The 18,715-nt window shown below is 38.8% G+C and carries 16 protein-coding genes; 11 read left to right on the forward strand and 5 right to left on the reverse strand.

From position 1 onward, the window contains the following. Positions 1-54 precede the first annotated feature (54 nt). Positions 55-1,833 (forward strand): isopeptide-forming domain-containing fimbrial protein, encoded by a 1,779-nt coding sequence (locus QZZ41_RS01735; protein ID WP_295067229.1) that lies wholly within the window; start codon positions 55-57, stop codon positions 1,831-1,833. Positions 1,834-1,927: 94 nt separating this feature from the next. Further along, positions 1,928-2,773, forward strand: a complete 846-nt coding sequence (locus QZZ41_RS01740) for a class C sortase (protein WP_295067232.1) — start codon at positions 1,928-1,930, stop codon at positions 2,771-2,773. Between the two features lie 254 nt (positions 2,774-3,027). Here QZZ41_RS01740 and QZZ41_RS01745 read toward each other — a convergent pair whose 3' ends face one another. From QZZ41_RS01745 to QZZ41_RS01765, 5 genes are read right to left on the reverse strand one after another with little or no spacing between them, the layout of a single operon-like run. After that, positions 3,028-3,603 carry a recombinase family protein gene (locus tag QZZ41_RS01745; RefSeq protein ID WP_295067234.1) on the reverse strand — a complete coding sequence of 192 codons (576 nt, stop codon included), beginning with the start codon at positions 3,601-3,603 and terminating at the stop codon, positions 3,028-3,030. Next, on the reverse strand, positions 3,603-4,580 hold the full coding sequence (locus tag QZZ41_RS01750) for a class II glutamine amidotransferase (protein WP_295067237.1): 978 nt from the start codon (positions 4,578-4,580) through the stop codon (positions 3,603-3,605). The genes QZZ41_RS01745 and QZZ41_RS01750 overlap by 1 nt, the downstream gene beginning before the upstream one ends. Before the next feature lie 16 nt (positions 4,581-4,596). Further along, on the reverse strand, positions 4,597-4,788 hold the full coding sequence (locus tag QZZ41_RS01755; RefSeq protein WP_295067240.1) for a hypothetical protein: 192 nt from the start codon (positions 4,786-4,788) through the stop codon (positions 4,597-4,599). Between the two features lie 2 nt (positions 4,789-4,790). Next, positions 4,791-5,906 (reverse strand): amidoligase family protein, encoded by a 1,116-nt coding sequence (locus tag QZZ41_RS01760; RefSeq protein ID WP_295067242.1) that lies wholly within the window; start codon positions 5,904-5,906, stop codon positions 4,791-4,793. A 52-nt stretch (positions 5,907-5,958) separates the two neighbouring features. Beyond that, positions 5,959-6,243: a DUF960 domain-containing protein gene (locus QZZ41_RS01765; RefSeq protein ID WP_295067244.1), complete on the reverse strand. Its 285-nt coding sequence runs from the start codon at positions 6,241-6,243 to the stop codon at positions 5,959-5,961. A gap of 334 nt (positions 6,244-6,577) precedes the next feature. Between QZZ41_RS01765 and QZZ41_RS01770 the strand changes: the two genes are divergently transcribed. The 9 genes from QZZ41_RS01770 to QZZ41_RS01810 all read left to right on the forward strand — a co-directional run bounded on the left by QZZ41_RS01770 (position 6,578) and on the right by QZZ41_RS01810 (position 18,695). Further along, a complete protein-coding gene (locus tag QZZ41_RS01770) occupies positions 6,578-7,363 on the forward strand; it encodes a helix-turn-helix domain-containing protein (RefSeq protein ID WP_295067247.1) in 786 nt (261 codons plus the stop codon). Continuing rightward, complete coding sequence (locus QZZ41_RS01775) at positions 7,356-7,850, forward strand: hypothetical protein (RefSeq protein ID WP_295067250.1); 495 nt, start codon at positions 7,356-7,358, stop codon at positions 7,848-7,850. Before QZZ41_RS01770 ends, QZZ41_RS01775 begins: the two co-directional genes overlap by 8 nt. 370 nt (positions 7,851-8,220) lie before the next feature. Beyond that, positions 8,221-9,147, forward strand: coding sequence for a DUF1848 domain-containing protein (locus QZZ41_RS01780; protein ID WP_295067253.1), 927 nt, complete (start codon positions 8,221-8,223; stop codon positions 9,145-9,147). A gap of 246 nt (positions 9,148-9,393) precedes the next feature. Further along, a complete protein-coding gene (locus tag QZZ41_RS01785; RefSeq protein WP_295067256.1) occupies positions 9,394-9,663 on the forward strand; it encodes a hypothetical protein in 270 nt (89 codons plus the stop codon). Then, positions 9,645-10,214: a relaxase/mobilization nuclease domain-containing protein gene (locus QZZ41_RS01790; protein WP_295067259.1), complete on the forward strand. Its 570-nt coding sequence runs from the start codon at positions 9,645-9,647 to the stop codon at positions 10,212-10,214. The genes QZZ41_RS01785 and QZZ41_RS01790 overlap by 19 nt, the downstream gene beginning before the upstream one ends. A gap of 312 nt (positions 10,215-10,526) precedes the next feature. Then, entirely contained in the window at positions 10,527-12,641 is a 2,115-nt protein-coding gene (locus QZZ41_RS01795) for a leucine-rich repeat domain-containing protein (protein ID WP_295067262.1), read from the forward strand. Between the two features lie 384 nt (positions 12,642-13,025). Then, the gene (locus QZZ41_RS01800) at positions 13,026-14,918 is read left to right on the forward strand and encodes a helix-turn-helix transcriptional regulator (protein ID WP_295067265.1); all 1,893 of its coding nucleotides are present in this window, start codon (positions 13,026-13,028) and stop codon (positions 14,916-14,918) included. 231 nt (positions 14,919-15,149) lie between these two features. Further along, positions 15,150-18,323, forward strand: a complete 3,174-nt coding sequence (locus QZZ41_RS01805; RefSeq protein ID WP_295067268.1) for a hypothetical protein — start codon at positions 15,150-15,152, stop codon at positions 18,321-18,323. Between the two features lie 54 nt (positions 18,324-18,377). Beyond that, on the forward strand, positions 18,378-18,695 hold the full coding sequence (locus QZZ41_RS01810) for a hypothetical protein (protein WP_295067272.1): 318 nt from the start codon (positions 18,378-18,380) through the stop codon (positions 18,693-18,695). Positions 18,696-18,715: the final 20 nt, after the last annotated feature.

Raw genomic sequence — 18,715 nt, forward strand, 5'->3', positions numbered from 1 at the left:
ACACAAACGGCGGATAATAACAAAGTCAATTTAACGAAAACGGAGGTAAATTATATGAAAAATAGTAAAAGATTTTTAGCGATGATGACAGCTGGCTTTTTAGCTATCACACCTATGGCTGCTACAGGTTTAACAGCATATGCGGTAACACATTCACTTACTGTTACCGATACAGATACCGCAACTCATACTTATACAGCTTATCCTATTATTTTAGGTACTAAAAATACTGACGGTTCATTAACGGGCCTTTCATGGGCTGCAAATGTTGATTCAGATGCTTTGATATCAGCACTTACAACCAACGCGGGTGTTCTCGGCATTACTATGCCAGCATCTACTACAGTAGATAATATTGCAGAAACACTTGCCTCGATAACTGGTGATGATAGGATAGAAAAGCTTGCAAAGATACTGAATACTGCTGCTATTCGCGGTACTACAGGAACGTCTCTTACAAAGGATGGTAATAATTACTCTGCTACTGTGGATGACGGTTGGTATCTTGTAGTTGATGAAACAACACTTGCAACAGCTACTGACACGACCAGTACACAGGTCAGAAGTGCTAATCTTTTGCAAATAGTTGGTGATACCTCTTTAAGTGCAAAACATTCTCTTCCAACTTTGGAAAAGAAGATAGTTGAAGGTAGTACAGAAGTTGATTATAATACTGCTGCTATAGGCGATGTTATTACATATCACATTAAAACTAAAGTACCTGATACAACAGGTTATAACAAGTATTTCTTTATAGTTGAGGATACATTATCAGCAGGTCTGACATATAATGCAAGCAGTATAAATGTAAAGATTTACGATAAAGATGATAGTACAGTATTAAAAGGTACTTTAACCAAGGATGCAGATACTGATTACACTAATTATGCAACAGATGATGCAGATTATTATGTCCTGACAGGAGGAACACCAAATCTCAAGATAGTTTTTGAAGATGTTATCAATAATTTTGCTTCATATGATGCAGGCGATGATATCGTTATAGAATATACTGCAACACTTAATTCAAATGCAAGTATTGATCCGACTGTAGGAAATCCTAATACAGCTAAGCTTAAATATTCAAATGATCCAAATGTTGATTATACAGGAACTCCCGGATTAACACCTGACGAACCCGGTGGTAGTGAAGTTGTCGGTGAAACACCTAATGATAAGGTAAATACATATACAACTGCTATCAAGATCAAGAAGGTAGATCAGGATGGTAATCCACTCAAGGGTGCAGAATTTACACTTGAAGGTGTGAAATTGAATAAGGTTGAAACGGTAACTGGATCAACATTTACTAAGGATAATACAAACGGAACATACTGGAAATTAAATAATGGTTCTTATACCACAACTAATCCGGCAGATTTAACAACTGAGCAGCAGGCTAAATATGAGAGCACATCTGACAAATACGTTAAAACAACTGCATCTGCAACAGAACTAACAGCAACAGGCGATCCTAAGAGTATTACAGCAACAGTCGATGACGACGGTTACCTTACATTTACAGGTCTTGATGCAGGTGATTATACATTGAAAGAAAGTAATCCTCCATCAGGCTATAATAAAGCAGCTGATATATCATTTACTCTCAGTGCATCATCAATATCCGAGAATTCAGTTACATGGACCAATAGTAAGTCATCTACAAAAGAAGAGAATATGTTTGTTCATCAGATAGAAAACAGAAAGGGTTCTATCCTTCCAACAACAGGTGGTATCGGTACAAAGCTGTTCTACATCATAGGCGGACTGCTGGTTGCTGGTTCTGTAGTCCTCCTCGTTACAAAGAAGAGAATGAAGGCTAATGAAGACTAATTAAACACATTTATTATTACAGCAAATATCTGAAATGCTTGTGCAGCGGAGAGTAATCTCCGCTGCACTGCAATTTTAATTCAAGGAGCTTTTGATGAAGCGTATCATTATCAGGTCGCTGCCTTTTGCAGCATTGTTTATAGGCATATTCCTGCTCTTGTATCCCACTGTCAGCGAGTATATCAACGCTCTGCATCAATCTAAGGCTATACAGGCTTATAACGAGATATCTGATTCGATGAGCAGTGAAGAACGTGATAAGATTTTTGAAGCCGCAAGGGAATACAACAGTAGGATTGCCTCCGCAGAGAATCCGATAATAGCTCCCGAAACAGTACAGGGGTATTATAACACTCTTGATATTACGGGAACAGGCATTATGGGTTATCTAACAGTTGAAAAAATAAAGGTGGAGCTGCCTATATATCATAGTGTTGATGATAACGTACTACAGGTGGCTGTAGGACATCTTCCAGGAACGAGCCTGCCAATAGGTGGAGCAGGAACGCATTCCGTCATGTCAGGTCATCGCGGTCTGCCAAGTGCGCGGTTGTTTACCGACCTTGACAAAATGGAACTCGGCGACATTTTCTATATTACTGTCTTATCGGAAGTATTTACATATCAGGTAGATCAGATAAAGACTGTAAAGCCATATGAGATAGACGATCTGAAAATCGATCCTTCCAAGGACTACTGTACGCTTTTTACCTGTACTCCATACGGTATCAATTCCCACAGACTGCTTGTAAGAGGTGAAAGGATAGAAACAAAGGAAGAGTACAAGGTATACGTTGCAAATGACGTATTCATCATTTCTCCGATCATTGTAGCTCCCATTATAGCAGCACCGATATTGCTTGTGCTGTTGATATTGCTTATGGTCAAAGGCGGAAAAAAGCAAAAGAACAGCAACAAAAAAACGAGTGAAAATAAATAGCCGCAATGTGATAAAAACATTGCGGTTATTTTATGGGTATATTCATTTATATCAATAGTAACAAGTTTGAACGCAGTAGGTATCAAAATGATATTGCCTTACTCTGGTTAGAAGATAGTACCATTTGACCATAGGCTATTGAAACATCAAAAAAATATTTCACAGAAATGGGGTTTTAGCTTTTGAAATATGTCAATAAAAAACGAGACCCTATTGAAATGAAATCAGAGCCGGTTAGTTGTACCGGCTCCTTCTCATTTATTATACTTTCTTTTGTACTCATCGAGTCTGCGATAGAATGTGTTGGAGCGCAGACCCATTTGATTACGGAATTCGACAGCTGTAATAGTACCGGACTTCCACTGTTCATACAGATGACTAAACCTTTTCCAGTTAATAGGGATAGGCTGTCGACCTTTATACTTTCCTTGTGCCTTTGCAATAGCGATACCCTCGCGCTGACGTTGTAAGGTCTGCTCACGTTCAAGCTCTGATAATGCTGCGAATATAGAGAGAACGAAACGTCCCTGTGGAGTATTTGTGTCTATGTTTTCCTTGCTGCTGACAAGAGTTACTCTTTTCTGCTGAAGTACATCTATGATATTGAGCAAATCTCGCGTGGAACGTCCCAGTCTGCTGATACTTTCGATGTATAGAGTATCGCCATCACGAACATATTCCAGCATGGCTTTCAGCTCGGGACGGTCAGTATTTTTACCCGACAGTTTCTCGGCAAAGATGCGCTCGACCTGATACTGTTTCATCAAAGCTTCTTGACGTGCTGTTTCCTGATGCTCAGTCGAAACACGTATATATCCGATCTTGCTCATTAAAATACACCACCGTAACAGTTTTCGTATAGTTCTTCGCCGCACATAGACTTTATGCTTCTGAGCGTCTCATGGAGCAGGGTAGTATCCATAAGCATATCTTCGATCTCGTCACAGGAGTAACCATACTCCAGCAAGAGCTCGACGTCTTCACTGTTAACTCCATAGCAGCCGCAGTACGCGAGAAGTATTTCCTCATGCATATTGTAAAATGGAGAGTCATCATAATCATACCAGCTCATATACTTGGAGCGATATATCTTGGGTTCAAACTGAGAGCGTGTGATTTCACCGTTTTTGTCGATGCTGAGTATATCGCCTTCTGTGGTATCAATGCGTGTACTCCCGAACTTGTGCAGTCCCAGTTGCTTGAGAGCCTTTCTCATGATAGTCTCTGTTGAAGCATAGACATATAAGCCTATAGTTTCAAATTTGAGCAGGTACATCGGGTTACTTCCTTTAATAATGTATAAGCTGTTATTCTGATCAAGTACGGTGAAGCAGAAGTTTCCCTCAACAGTCTCAGCCATGTATTTCAGACTATTAAAGTCGAGCTTTCCCTGCTTCTCAATAAGTTGACACGCTGCGTAGCTGTCGGTGTCGATATAAGTTGTCGGAATTATTCCGTCCTTTCGCAGATCTCTGTCATTCCAGAGCACGCCGTTATGTGCAAATGCGAACTCCTTATCAGCATGACCTGCGAAAGGGTGGTTGTTGTAATTTTGCCTCTTATCGCCCTGAGTAGCTAAGCGAGTATGCCCCATAATCGCTTTTGTTTCGGCAGGAACGTTGAAGTGTAGCTTATGGGCGGGTTTAGGCCTTTTGAAGATAGTGATCTTATTATTGTGAACATAGCTTATACCTGCGGCATCTGTGCCGCGCTCTTCTGCCGCATTCGCCAGAGCCTGTGTAAGCTTTCTGAGTACCCTGTAAGGGACGATTCCTTTGTAATCGAGCCATCCGAACAATGCGCACATAGTTAATTCCTCCCATTTATTTCAGCAAGTCTATAAAGTCATTAGGGTGTTCCATTTTTTCAATTCTTTTTAACACTCGATTCACCTTTCCGGCTAAATGTGTCGCAGCCAGAATTGTCACAAGTCGTAAAACTACCTGCGCATCTGAATGTCTGAATTCGGTTATCGGGAATTTCGGTAATTTTTCTAATATTTCTATCTTTTTCATTTTTACATTTCCTCCTGGATTTCGATTTCTTCGTTTATGTAGAGCCGTCTCTCTTTTAAATAAGTAATAAGCTCTGGTTCTTTGAGTGTCTGAACAAAGTCTGACCATGACATTTCATGAAGCTCGTCCTCTGTATAATTAAGAGCCGTTTCTATGATTGCATTGACCAGTTCAAACGTTGCAATTAACGTGTTCAGCTTCAATGTACCGCGGAACATACGGAATTCGATAGTTGCGTAGTTCATAAGATTAACGGCGGCATATCTGCCATTATTGCCCTTCTTGGCTTTGTCGAGAATTTCACGTCCTGTCTTCTCGTAGCCGTATCGCGCTGCCCAACGGTTCATGCTGTATTCTGAGCGGCGGCTGAACTTCAAGAGCTCATTCCAGTGATGTTCCACAAAATATAAAATGTGCGATATCACGAGTTCTTGTTCATCTTGGGTATCTCCGAGACAGCTTCTGTTGACATGGACATGGAGTCCACAGGTGCTTGTCTGATGGCTTCGATATCCCAGATATATAGCCTTTTTCATGATGTTTTCCCACTGAAACTGCTTATGATATTCAAGGCTCATAGGATGACTAACTATCTCAAGACCATCATCAAGTGAGCCATCGCCCTTGATATAAATTTTTTCTTCGTCATTGTTTGCGATAGCAAGTATTTCGTCAGCGTTATCAGAATCTTTACCCGCACCATCTATTTCAAGTTCCACACCGAAATATCGGTCTGAATCGTCTCCGTAAAATATGGGATCGGGTTTGTAGCCGTAATCGTGGATAGACCGGTTTTTGTCAACCTCATCACGGTAGCAGTCACTGCAGTAATCGTAACCGTCAAGATGGTAAGCATCATCTTCGTGTAATAGTGCATCGCAGCAGCTGCAGCGTGTATAGTGGTTCTCATAGCAGTTACAGCAAAGCGTTGTATAATCATCGCCGTAGCTATCATTTGTCCAGATTATAGCGCCACAGCGATCGCAAGTTGTTGTATATCTCTCCACGCAATCGGTACATACTACTTGCCCGTTTATAGTTTCGAAATCTTCGCATTCGCTTATAATTGCTCCACAGTGGGAGCAGTATAGAGTGTTTTCGTTCTTATTTTCTTCCATAATTTTTCCTCCGTAAAAACGACAATAGCCAGCCCGAAGGCTGGCATTACGTCTAATATTCGCTTGATAATAGCATTGTGCTATGGTCACCGTCATCAATGATGTACACTTTTTCCGTTATAGGTGCGTTTGATGGAATAAGATACTGCTTACTGTATGCAGGTTCTTCTGCACTATGTATGATAGACTGCATTGTACCTGATGCACTTAGTTCAAAGACCTGTAGATAGTCTTTCGGAACAGGCATCTTCTCAACACATTCCCACAGAAACAGCTGTAATTCCAACGGAATCGTACTATCAACGCCACAGGTCAGATATCTGTTGTTATCAAACATTTAATGGTACTCCTTTCGTAAAATTTGATTACCACGAACATGGTATCAGTATAAAAATATATATCTGTAAATTACGAAAAATAGGAAAAGATTGGTTATGATAAAAAGGATATATTTATAAAAACTTCTTCAAGATTCCAGCACTTGTAAAATACTTTGTAATCTTTTACAATTCAATTTGCGATTGATTGTGAAATATGCCAAATTTATATTATTTGATATTGGGGGCTTGACAAACGATTGGAATAGTGTTATTATTGTGGTGTAAAAATATTTGCGTGTAGTATAAAAACTGGCGTAACTTATGATTTAATTGAAAACAGAGGTGCGTATAATGGATAATAGGATAAAAGCGATGCAGATCTATCTCTTGTTAATAAGAAAAGTTGCAGGCTTGACATCTGCAGAATTCGGTGACAGAATAGGCGTAACTCGTCAAACTGTTAATAATATTGAAAGTGGCAGAAGTGTTCTGACAAAAACTCAATATTGTGCTATTTGCCATGTGCTGACAGAGGAGTTTTATAATTCTGATGGAGACGCATTGATGTTCATGTTATTATTTGTATTACTTGTTATCAACGGTGATCGAATTGATAATACTGATGCAGAAGCAATGATTAAAAGTGCTCAAATTATGGCATCTTCGATTATCTCTAAAGAAGCCACAAGAAAAGATGTATCAAATGCGTGGGTCAATGCTAATATGAGTATACTCATTAAGTATTATGATTTTATTGCTGATACATTCAAAGTATCTTTTAATAAATTAGAGAAGTATCAGTCTCAATTACAAAATTATCTTGGATATTTTTCAGAAGGATGCATAAAGTCAGCTGAAAGCGATATTAAGAATTCTATCATCAATAAAATTAGTGGTAGTTTTAAGGATTTAATTCAAAATACTTATATCGAATCTTTAGCTTCGGAACTTAGCTTCTTGAAAAGCTGCGATGACTTAATTCCTGAACGCACTGATACAGATAGTTTTTATGATCTATATCAAAACTATATAAGAAAGAAAAATGAATCTCTTGATTCTGGGGAAAAAAGTGGTTCATATTCAAATAATTCGGATAAAAATGCGATAATGCAGAAAGAGGTGAGAAATAATGAATAAGTATGAATGCTTAGGCGACATGTGGAAAGAGACCATTGAAGAACATGATAATGATGTCATAGATAAGATGCTTGATTTTCATTTTGATCATGTTCTTGATCCTGAGCGTAATGAGCTTTGGATCCAAAAGGACGATGAGGGAAATATCTCATACCTTATCAAAGATGGTAATTATGCAGCCGAGAGATTTAACGAGCATGAATGCTTGATTTACGCTTGCGGTGGCGACAAGACTGTATGGGATATACTTCCGCCTGTCACGAGTATGGTATTCAAAGAAGATCTTTATAGTTTTATTAGTGATGATAGCGATGATAGCTTTACAGATATAATACCTGACGTACAAGAATATGTCGAAAGAGAAGCCCCAAACTTGATAGAAGAGGCTCTTGAAGTATATAAGTCAGACGAACACGGTCATATACGTGAGTATATCGAAGACATATATTATAAGCTTCTCGATGATCTTGACAGTTTAGCAAGTTAAAACCAAATCTTTGATCGTGCGCATACAAAGGCGCTCCTTTCTAATGAGCAATATCCCCGAGTTACATCGGGGATATTGCTTTTTCTATAGCATAGTATGTATAATTAGGATGAATTTTCATCAGGTCAAACTGTTCTTTATATCCTGTGTCTTGTTTTGCAGTGATTATAAGAATATGGTATTATTGTATAAAAGGAAGATAACTGGAATTAACTCTTGACTTTACTTTCCGTTTCTTATTATAATATAAGAAAGACTAAAAGAAACTCATCTTATCTGTTTATACCGCCCGTTATTACGGGCGGCTCAGCAGTATATATAAATATCAGCAGTGATATCAAACCACTGCTGATAGGAAAAAGGAAGAAAAATGATAATTAACACAGGTATGCGGACGGATATCCCCGCATTTTACTCTGAATGGTTCATGAATAGAATACGTGAAGGCTACGTTCTTGTGCGTAACCCATACCGTCAGGACTGGATAACCAGATATGAGCTTGATCCCGAGATAGTTGACTGCATAGCATTCTGTACCAAGAATCCTGCTCCGATGCTTAAACACATCGACGAGCTCAAACGCTTTCATCAGTACTGGTTCGTGACGATAACTCCATACGGTAATGATGTTGAACTGAATGTTCCGCCTAAGGAGCAGGTCATGCAGGACTTCATAACATTGTCTGAAGATGTAGGTATCAACTGTATCGGATGGAGGTATGATCCGATATTCATTGACAGCACCTATACTCTCGAACGTCACATATCTGACTTCGAGACAATGTGCAGAACTCTTTCAGGTTATACAGAAGTATGTGTTATCAGTTTCATTGACCTGTATGAAAAAGTCAAGCGGAACTTCCAACATGCAAGAACGGTAACTGCACAGGAGCGTATCGATATTGGTAAAGCGTTTGTTGAGATAGGAAAGAGTTACGGCATAACGATCAAAGCCTGCGCTGAGGGAAATGATCTTGCTCCTTATGGCGTAGACTGTAACGGCTGTATGACTCAGGAAACATTTGAAGCAGCTATTGGCAGTTCTCTTGATATACCTAAAAAGAAATCCCAGCGTGCGGAATGCAGCTGCGTACTCGGTACTGATATTGGCGCTTATGATACCTGCGGTCATCTCTGTAAGTACTGTTATGCCAACTATAACAGAGAAAATGTAAGACGCAATATCCGACAACATGATCCGAAGTCTCCGTTCCTTGTTGGTACGCTCTGTGAAGGCGAAGTGATCCATAAGGCGGAGCTGGTTAGTTGGATAAATAATCAACTATCATTTTTTTGAATAGTTTTTATCCTCTCTTTATGAGAGGTTTTTTTGTACCTCTTGCAATTGCCGATAATATTATTTTTTTGAAAATGAGTACTATGAATTAAAAAATGTAATACATTTGCCCATGTATACCTGTATTATTATTTATATAATAATAAATAATTATTATATATTAAATAATATAACAATTATATTATACACGTGTGCGCGTATATTTAATGTATGCATTTTTTAATAAATATTAAAGGAGAATTTATTATGTATAAAATCAAGACGATTTTAAAGCCCATAAGAATACCGGAAGATATCATAAATGATATTGAGAGAGAAGCTGAGAAGAAGGGTACAGACTTTTCCAAGGAAGTTGTTTATAGACTTAGGCACTATAAACATCCACTGACACCGTTTATAGTGATCAAGATACAAAACATTGTTAATCGTGCTTGCGCGATCGCGATGAGATATTCACCTGAAATAATCAAAGAATTACAGAGGGATGTGAATGATCTATGGAAATATTTAAAATAATTCATCATACACAGGGGAGAGAAAAATACAGATATACTTCCCTTAGATATGCACTGGACGATAGAAAAGTAATGTGGCAATGCTATGGGGTTCAGTTGTTCAATCCTACTGCAGTATACCAACAGATGAAGATTGTTTCAGATCTATGGGAGAACACAGGAAAGAACTCTATATATCATTTCATTATATCATTCTCGAATGAAAAGGTGAAAGACGCATTTACTGCTATGAGGTACACAAAGGAGATATTTGAGTACTTGCTGCGTGATCACCAGATGGTAATTTCTGTACATAAAGCAGATCAAGGCAGTTCTTTATATCATGCTCATGTGATAATGTCCACCACCAACTATCTTGACGGAGATCTATTTGAAGACAAGGACGAAAACTTTTTTATCATTGCTCAGAGAATTGCAAATGCTACACGCAGTAGCTGTTTATTGGAGATTCTCGATTCTGTAGGAAAAACAATGCAGGATACAGATAAAAACCAAGATGAAAACATGAACAAAAAGGAAGGGTTCAAGAGGATATTCTCTCCTCAGTGGTAATAAATAAATACTGATATTGTGATCTGAATAGTTATTTTCTAACAGGACAGCTTGCTATATATGCTTTACTTCCGGCCGTTGTGCCGGAAGAGCTGTTCTGTATATTGATATCAATGGGTACTGTGTTTGTGTGAAAACAATAGTGATGCTGCAACTTACCCCATTAGAATTACAACTTACCATTAGATAATTACAGCTTACAAAAATACTGTTGATTTGCAATGCTTTGTCCCTTATAATATGCATATGATAACGAAAGGCAAATGATCCGCACCTATCGTATCAAAATATTTTTTAAGGAGAATGAATATTATGAATAGCAAGATCAAACACAGCATAGCAGGCATATGTGCAGCAGCAGTTATCTGTAATCCAATCGCATCATCATCTGTAATATCTGGTGTCAAAGAAGATACTTTAGTCGCATCAGCAGCTGAAAGCGGAACTGTTCAAAAATCGGGAACATGGTCGGGATACGACTTGATATTCACCGATGATGTTGCAGGATTCAAGCTCTGCTATACTATCAATAACAATCACGTGATCATCACAGGCTGCGAAACAAGCAAAGCTAATACAAAATTAAAAATACCTAAACAGATACAAGGAAAAGATGTAACAGCTGTTGCTGATAATGCATTTCAGGGACAGACAAATATCACCGAGGTGTCGTTTTACGGAACCAATAATATATATTATACATATACTCAATTTGGCAGGGAGTTACATATTCTGCTTGCTTTTCAAAGCGGAAGCGCACTCTCGTATATAGGTGAAAGTGCATTTGAGGGCTGTACTAACCTTTCTCTTGTAAGGGTTGGTGATACAGAGCTTTCTGTAGGTAATTCGGCATTCAGCGGCTGTAATAATCTTACAGGTATTGATTTCTATAATTCATCAAATCGTACAATATCTCCTGTATATGGAGATATAGGTTCATATGCATTTGAAAATACGGGACTTACGGCTTTCATACCGTCTAAATGCAATTCCATAGGTAAAGAGGCTTTTAATGAATGCAGCAGCCTACGAAATGTCGTCGTCACAACTTCAACTATTGGTAATAGGTGCTTCCAGAAGTGCGGAGCTCTGACTAATGTAAAGATCAAAGCGGAGTCTATCGGTGAATACAGCTTCAGCAGAGCATATAATGTATGTAGTGCTGAGCTCGATGTAAAGAAGATAGGTGCATATGCATTTTCTGGCTGTTCAAAACTGGAAAATCTTAAACTCACAAATACAGTAACTATCAGTAAGCACGCCTTTGAGAATTGTACTGAACTGAAAGTAATGGATCTGCCGAAAACCTTAACTACTGTCGGTGAGTTTGCATTTTATAAGACTCCCAATCTGCGCACGCCTGTACTTTTCCTGAGAGAAAACGGTGAAAGCCTTTACATAGGCAGGGCAGCATTCAACACCTCTGGAGTAGAATATGTAGTACTCAGCGGAAATATTAAAGTTGATGACTACGCTTTCTTCCAGTGCAGTTTAAAAGGCGCAGTAGTTGAAGGCAATGTTGAACTGAACCAATATGCTCTCGGATTTATTGACAGAGAAAACGTAGCACCGGGATTTGCTATTTACGGCGATGCTGATACAAACAAGTATGCCGAAGAACGTGGTGTTCCGTATATAAAGGCTGACAAGAGCCAGTCATATAATAAGATCATAAACGAGAACAAAACAAATTATAACGGTGCCCGTGACTTCCATAACCATAATGGCAGCTGTGCAGCTATTGTAATAACGCAGATGATGTACCTGAGAAATAAGATTGACATTTATGATTATATCCCGAGAGAATACAAAGGAAAAACCGTAAGAGGTCTTATAGATGTACCTGCATTTGCAGGAATAGACGAATACAGAGATCAATACCCTGAATTCAGCAAATTAACGGACAGAATAAATGAGATACAGGCTGACATGAACTACACTAATTATGTGAACTACGCTTATCAGCTGCCTCTTACTCCTGATAATATTGAAGGATACGCAAAACTGACTGAATACGGTCTTTCTTTCCCCGGTTACCTCAGGATCAGCACTCACAGACACGCAGTTGCTTGCTTCGGAATAGAAAAACTGGCTAAGCCAAGAACATTTGAAAATGCATACAAAGATCCGAGCATAGAGTATGATTACAGAATTATAACCTGTGATAACGGCTATATGTTCAGATTTGATGAAAACGAAAATCTTATCGCCCACGGATACGACAACCATACAAGCGATGATACCTTGATAGATGCTGAAGATACTTTTATTTACATACGTTCAAGTGACGGAAAATGCTATGAGCAGAGATATGATGATGCAGACAACGTTGATACTGATGATAAAGTTAAGAAGTACAATGCTGAACAGATAACACTTGCTACGCTTCAACTCATACCTGCTTCAACTATTGAAAAGTATAAATAAAACACATTTCCCTGAATAGTTATATAGACTGCGCCGCTTAATGCGGCGTGTTCTATTATTCATGATTTGTAAATATATTTTATTATTTAGGTGAAGAAAAAATTGATATCAAGCATATGCAGATGTGCAAAGTCTTTACTTTCATAAGAGTCTATGATATAATTTAAGTAGGAAATACGTTTAAGCTCTCTGGGGATAATAAGGGCACGGTTTAAGAAAAATGAAGTTTTTGATGTTGATTACGAATTCTGAAAAAAATAAATTTCAAAAGGGCGTAAAAAGTGGCACTTTTTGAGTGTTTTGGGAAAAGAATTTTTTGAAAATTCGTAATCGCTTCTGAAAAATTAAATGATAGGCAGTGTATCAAGTTAGGGGGATCGGTGTATGGCTTGCTATCAGAACTTAAAAGATTACCTGCAACACGAACAAATTAAGCTCATTGAAGGAGCAATTACGAAGCATCAAAATAATGATGCGGACATAAATGGAAATACTCATATCGAGTCTCTTTACTGCACAGATGACGAGCGCAGTAATCAGAAAATGGAGCTCGTGGTTTCAGTTGCCTGCAATGATACTGCTTCTGAAAAGCAGTATTACAGAGTCATTCTTTTCGGAAGTCTTGACTTGAAGCTTAAGGATATTCGGGTTATAGAAGTAGGCGAGTGTGACAAGAGTGATATTCGTGATGATGAATTGCTAAACCATTTCATTCTTCCTGACGTAAGGGCAGAAGACTTAGAACGCATAGGCAATGAACTCTTTTCTTATTATAGTATGTTTGCTGGCATGAACGGGTACGGACTGTCATTAGGTAAGATCATCAGCAACATGAATGCTCCGATTTTCTTTGCCGACCTTCCTGATGACTGCCTCGGAAGAATCAACCTTGTTGAGGCTGACATCAAAACTTATCATTATGATATAGAAACTCAGCAGCTTCAAGAGGTCAGTGGTCACGCTAAGCCTGGGGTTATCCTTTTAAACAAGAAAAAATACTATGACGATCAGGACGGTGAGCTTCTAATAACTATAGCTCATGAGTTAGTACATTGGCAGTTCCATCAGAAGTTTTTTAAGCTCCTGGTATTGTTAGGCACAGACTCTGATACTATGAACTGTAAAGCGAAGCCTGTGATAATCTCTGACAGTATGACTGATATTGAGAAAGCCCTGCGTATTGCGGAATGGCAGGCGAATTCCCTTGCAATGAGGCTTGCTATCCCTTCAAGCACTGTTGATGCCGTTAACAATGAGATTGCCAATGATCCGTCTACATACTACGAAAATTCTGGAGATAGAATGCAGGCTTGTGTAATAAAGTTTGCAAAAATCTACGGTGTATCCTGCTTTGTGGCAAAGGCGCGTATGCGGCAGTTGGGATATGACTTTGTTGACGGTACTATTCTGGAACACGAAGAAAACGGAAAGAAGATTCAGCATGCCCCGTTCTATTTTCAGCCTGGGACTCTTAAAGATAACGAGACATATGTGATATACCCTAAAGACTATAAGAAGCTGGTGCAAGAGAATAAAGATTTCGCTGCGCTTATAAGCTCAGGAAACTACATTTACCTCGGGTATGTTGTATGCAGGCTCAATGAAAAATATATCGATGTTGTCTTTGATACTGATAGCGTTGAATTTGTTCTCTCTGACTTTGCCCGTAATCATGCTGATGAGTGCTGCATAAAGTTTTGTTTAAAAGATAAAAATGCTGAAAACTATTATTCGCAATATCTTCATAGAGAATACTTGTGCAAGGAAGAGTTCTCAGAAACAAGTGAGTATTATTATAATAAGAAAACAAACGGACTTTCATCTCTTATAGAACATATGATAGAAGATGAAATTGAAAAAGAAGACAAAAAGGGCGTTGAGCTTATCCATAAAATGGAGGCAAAAGGAATTAAAGAGTTTCCTGAAATATTTACATATATTATGGATAAAGCCTCAAAGCCTCGCTTAACAAAGGCTGAAGTAGCTGAGGTCTTAGGTTGTAGTGACAAAACTATTCAGAATTATCGAAACGGTCAACAAGTGCCGGATAATATTGATACAGTTATGCTTATATGTTTAGCGTGTAAAACGAGTCCTAAAGTAAGCACATTACTTATAGAAAAAACAGTTGGTGGTATACCTGATATAGGCTTGCAAAAGACAGCGTATAAGTTTTTGCTCAAGTATACAGATACTTCTCTCAAATATTGGAATATGATGCTTGATGAATTTGAATTGCCACACATTAAGCAATTTAGCGAAAAGCAACAAAAATAAGACAATTTTGTTTATAAAGATTGTAGGTATGACGAGGAAATGAGATTTCCTCTTTTATAACAGAATATAGCCATAAAATCCTCATGTGTATTTAATACATGAGGATTTTTGTTTGTATTACGGGATTTGTGGTAGGAAATTCCGATTTCTTGGAAAAGGCGTTCATATCTGATATAATTTCCATAGTAGGAAGTAATTCCTCAATATTTTAGACAACAGGAGGTTTTACAAATGTATGAGTCATTTGAAGAGGTTGCAATGGGCATTTCACGTGACGATCTCGATTTCAGTAGATTGGTCGGAAAACATAAAGAGGAACTGGCTGCTATAGTAGGAGAGCTTTCAGACATTAAAGCTGCTGAGCAGTGTGCTGAAAAAATGGAGGCACTTCGCTTAGAGGTCACCGAAGCAGTGCGTGCGGAATTTACGCTTGAGGAAGGAAACAGACTCTTAGAGTCGTCGCCGTTTCTCAGTGAAGCTATTGAACTTGATGGCTATGTATTTGACGGGGCAAGTTTCATTTATCATAAGGTCAAAAAGGATCCAGCCTACGATGAAAAGCATCTGGAGCTGAATCCATATAATGAGCATTGGCAGCTACAATGCAAAACAAAGGGACCGACGTTTATCTCCGCTGTCAAAGTCACTGGCTGCCTTATTGTTGCAGCTTCGGGACCGGGAATTTGCTATGCATATTTGATCATGATAAAAGGCCGAGCGCGCCCATTGGTCTTTTTCGATGGTGACTTGAGTGACAGGAAAATAGTTTCAGAGTTACAGCTCGAGGATACGTCGCTTCGACCCAAATATGTTGCTGAGGCGTTTCGACGTTCACTTCTTATGTGTTCGGCGGTGTACTTTTATTCGCCTCCTATGCATGATGGCTGGTGTTTGACTCCAAGAGGGGATTGTAAGTTTTGCTCATCTGAGTACGATAATCTTCTCTTCAAACGTCTGTATAAAGAAAAGGGAATGCGTAACGTTTATAACGATATTATTCTCTATAAATCAAATCGCACATTCAATGAAGTTGCAGCCGACTATAACAGACTGCTTTCGGATACTCTTCCCGTAAAGGTCTGTACAGTGATCTCAGCTATGAGTCGTCTGTTGCCACAATTTCAGGAAGAGGGGCTTGTTCAAGACAGGCTTTGGGTTGTTGAGACTTCTGACGATGCAACTGCAAAAGATATGACAGCTGGACTACAGAACAGAAATCATCGTTCTATTGAAGTATTGTTTTCCTCAAAAAGAATTCTTTATATCGAGGAACAAATCAAGAGGTATGTTGATTGTGTAATGATCATTCGGCATTCTTCTGCAATAGGCTCGAAATACAAATTAGAGAACATACAAGAGTTGTTATCTGAGTTTTTTGCAAACTCTTATGTTGATGATTCGGTTAACCGTATGGTGCCGGTACTGATTATCGATAACGCTGGTGTTTTGTCTGAAGAATTGTCTATACATCAGCTATCACTAACCGAGCGTGTTCAAATTGAAAATCTTGAACAGGTTCAGAAGTTGTTGGGAGAACTCGACTATCATATCGTGAAAAATGCTGAGAAAAATCCTGGTGCGGTTAAGCAGCGCATAAAAGCAGTGATAACTGCAGCAAAGAAAATGGCAGCGACGCTTCCGAGGAGAAGTCAGAGTAACTCGGCAGTAATGTTTCTTTCTACAGCTATTCTGCTGAAGGAAGGCGGCATTCTGACTGAGGCTGATATACAAGCTATGCTTCAATGGCTTTGCAATGAGGTCAAGGAAAGAACGTCTTTTAGCCGCTATAATGCCAAAACAATGGGTGCTGTAGCAAGCACGGCAATAAGTACTGGAAAAATAGATATAGGTTTAGAGGTCGGACCGCCTTTCTGGACTCCTGATAAGGCTATGATTTCAAGTGATGGTTCATTCTGTTTAACGGAGGATCTTTTCAGTGATGAAATTTACTCTAATTCAGATGTTCCAGTAGGTATAAATAAGGCAAAGGAGGATTTAATATCCGATGGTGACTTACTGACGTATCCGAACTCTAAGGATGAACAGAGAATCTGGAAGGTTCAAACTGAAGACAGTAGTAAGAAACCAAGGCGATTTTTAACGTTCTCAAGAGATTGGCTTTCTCAGGAAGCAAATCTCGTCATTGATGAGAAAGTTGCATCGGATAAATTCCACAAGCTTGATGAGCATATTGATAATTTCTTCCGATTTGTTAAGCACGAGCGGTTAGATATGTATGCTGGTCAGGTGATAACGGATTACAAACACGGTACTCCGTTCATCGCTGTGACTGGTGCTCCTGGTTCAGGCAAGACAGACTGGATGATGCAGCAGGTCGTTCAGAGGGTAAAGAGTGATGATGTTGTCATTGTTCTTGATCCGACGAATGCTTTCCTGAAGGAAGAACTGCTTGCACATAATATTCCGGAAGAAATAATCGCTAAACATTTCGAATTCTGGGATTTATCGACGCAAGGCTGGCCTGTAAATATTATGGACTTTGATGACTGTGAAAATACAGCTCAGCGTGTGCAAAAACTGTCGAGCCTTCTGATATCAGGATTGCATCTGACGGGACCAAATCAGAAATTCATTCTTGTTGATAAAGTGACTGAATTGCTTGAAAAAAATCAAATAAGCACTATTTCTGAACTTGCCGTATTACCGGCTGCATTCGACAAGAACGACGATGAAAAGAAGCTGGCTATAAAGCTGAGGGCACTTTTCAGTATAGTAAATATGCAGCAGAATACAGCATTGAGTTGGGGCGACCGTCTCTCTGCTAAGGGAAAAGTCCTGGTCATTTCAAGCGGAAATGCTGCTATTAATCCTATGGTGAATACCTTTGATATATTGCTCGACACTTTGTATTCTTATAAGGACAAGAACAGGAACGGTAAGATGACTGTGATACTTGACGAGGTTCAGACTTTTAACCATGGTAAAAAAAGTACTCTTGTCAGCATACTCAGCAGAGTAAGAAAGCTTGATATATCCGTTATTCTCGCATCGCAGGACTATATGAATGAAAGTCTTGCAACGGTTTATAAATACTGCGGCACACATATACTCTTTAGACCTCTTGGCGAAGAGTGCGTAAAGGCTGTAGCCAAGTTCACAAAGCTTGATGAAGATGTCATCAGGACACTTCCTGACTTTCACTGTGCTGTCATTGGGGATGTTTATAGTACGTATTATGGAACGAATGTTAAACTTGAAACGGCTTTTTTAGGTATTACATACCGTCCTTCGTATGATATGGACAGCCTTCCTGATGAAAAAGCGATAAATAATCAAGCTGTAAACTATAAAGTGTACGTTGATGTCAAGACAGTACGAGCTGCAACACCTGCGACAAACGAGCTGAAAAATCCTGTTTTGAAGAAATTTAATTTGAAAAGGTGATAATGCTATTTAAATGAACTGCACATATCTGCAAGTAGCAGATATGTGCGGAAAATGATAATCAAGAAATTCGTTATCCCCGTAAAGGAGATAACGAATATATATAACGAAAAGGAGAAGATCATAATGAATGAAAATGTTAAAACAATCGAGAATATTCCCGTAATGCTGGGAATCAAGGAAACCGCTAAGAACTTCGGTATTGCCGAGCACCATGCACGTCAGCTTGCACTGCAGGGACTTGTAAAGGCAACACGTGCAGGTAAGAAGATACTGATAAATCAGCAAAGTGTGGCTGACTATTTCAATAGCTGCACTTTGAGTACAACTGATATTGCGGTTGTTAAGCCTATCCCGTTCATTATCAGATGATGAACAACTGATATCGAGGC

The sequence above is a fragment of the Ruminococcus sp. genome (genome assembly GCF_016283395.1).

Coding starts and splice junctions, on each gene's coding strand:
- QZZ41_RS01755 (WP_295067240.1), bottom strand. CDS start 4,788: ATGAAAAAGATAGAAATATTAGAAAAATTACCGAAATTCCCGATAACC.
- QZZ41_RS01740 (WP_295067232.1), top strand. CDS start 1,928: ATGAAGCGTATCATTATCAGGTCGCTGCCTTTTGCAGCATTGTTTATA.
- QZZ41_RS01810 (WP_295067272.1), top strand. CDS start 18,378: ATGATAATCAAGAAATTCGTTATCCCCGTAAAGGAGATAACGAATATA.
- QZZ41_RS01750 (WP_295067237.1), bottom strand. CDS start 4,580: ATGTGCGCATTGTTCGGATGGCTCGATTACAAAGGAATCGTCCCTTAC.
- QZZ41_RS01805 (WP_295067268.1), top strand. CDS start 15,150: ATGTATGAGTCATTTGAAGAGGTTGCAATGGGCATTTCACGTGACGAT.
- QZZ41_RS01795 (WP_295067262.1), top strand. CDS start 10,527: ATGAATAGCAAGATCAAACACAGCATAGCAGGCATATGTGCAGCAGCA.
- QZZ41_RS01745 (WP_295067234.1), bottom strand. CDS start 3,603: ATGAGCAAGATCGGATATATACGTGTTTCGACTGAGCATCAGGAAACA.
- QZZ41_RS01790 (WP_295067259.1), top strand. CDS start 9,645: ATGGAAATATTTAAAATAATTCATCATACACAGGGGAGAGAAAAATAC.
- QZZ41_RS01800 (WP_295067265.1), top strand. CDS start 13,026: ATGGCTTGCTATCAGAACTTAAAAGATTACCTGCAACACGAACAAATT.
- QZZ41_RS01785 (WP_295067256.1), top strand. CDS start 9,394: ATGTATAAAATCAAGACGATTTTAAAGCCCATAAGAATACCGGAAGAT.
- QZZ41_RS01760 (WP_295067242.1), bottom strand. CDS start 5,906: ATGGAAGAAAATAAGAACGAAAACACTCTATACTGCTCCCACTGTGGA.
- QZZ41_RS01780 (WP_295067253.1), top strand. CDS start 8,221: ATGATAATTAACACAGGTATGCGGACGGATATCCCCGCATTTTACTCT.
- QZZ41_RS01770 (WP_295067247.1), top strand. CDS start 6,578: ATGGATAATAGGATAAAAGCGATGCAGATCTATCTCTTGTTAATAAGA.
- QZZ41_RS01775 (WP_295067250.1), top strand. CDS start 7,356: ATGAATAAGTATGAATGCTTAGGCGACATGTGGAAAGAGACCATTGAA.
- QZZ41_RS01735 (WP_295067229.1), top strand. CDS start 55: ATGAAAAATAGTAAAAGATTTTTAGCGATGATGACAGCTGGCTTTTTA.
- QZZ41_RS01765 (WP_295067244.1), bottom strand. CDS start 6,243: ATGTTTGATAACAACAGATATCTGACCTGTGGCGTTGATAGTACGATT.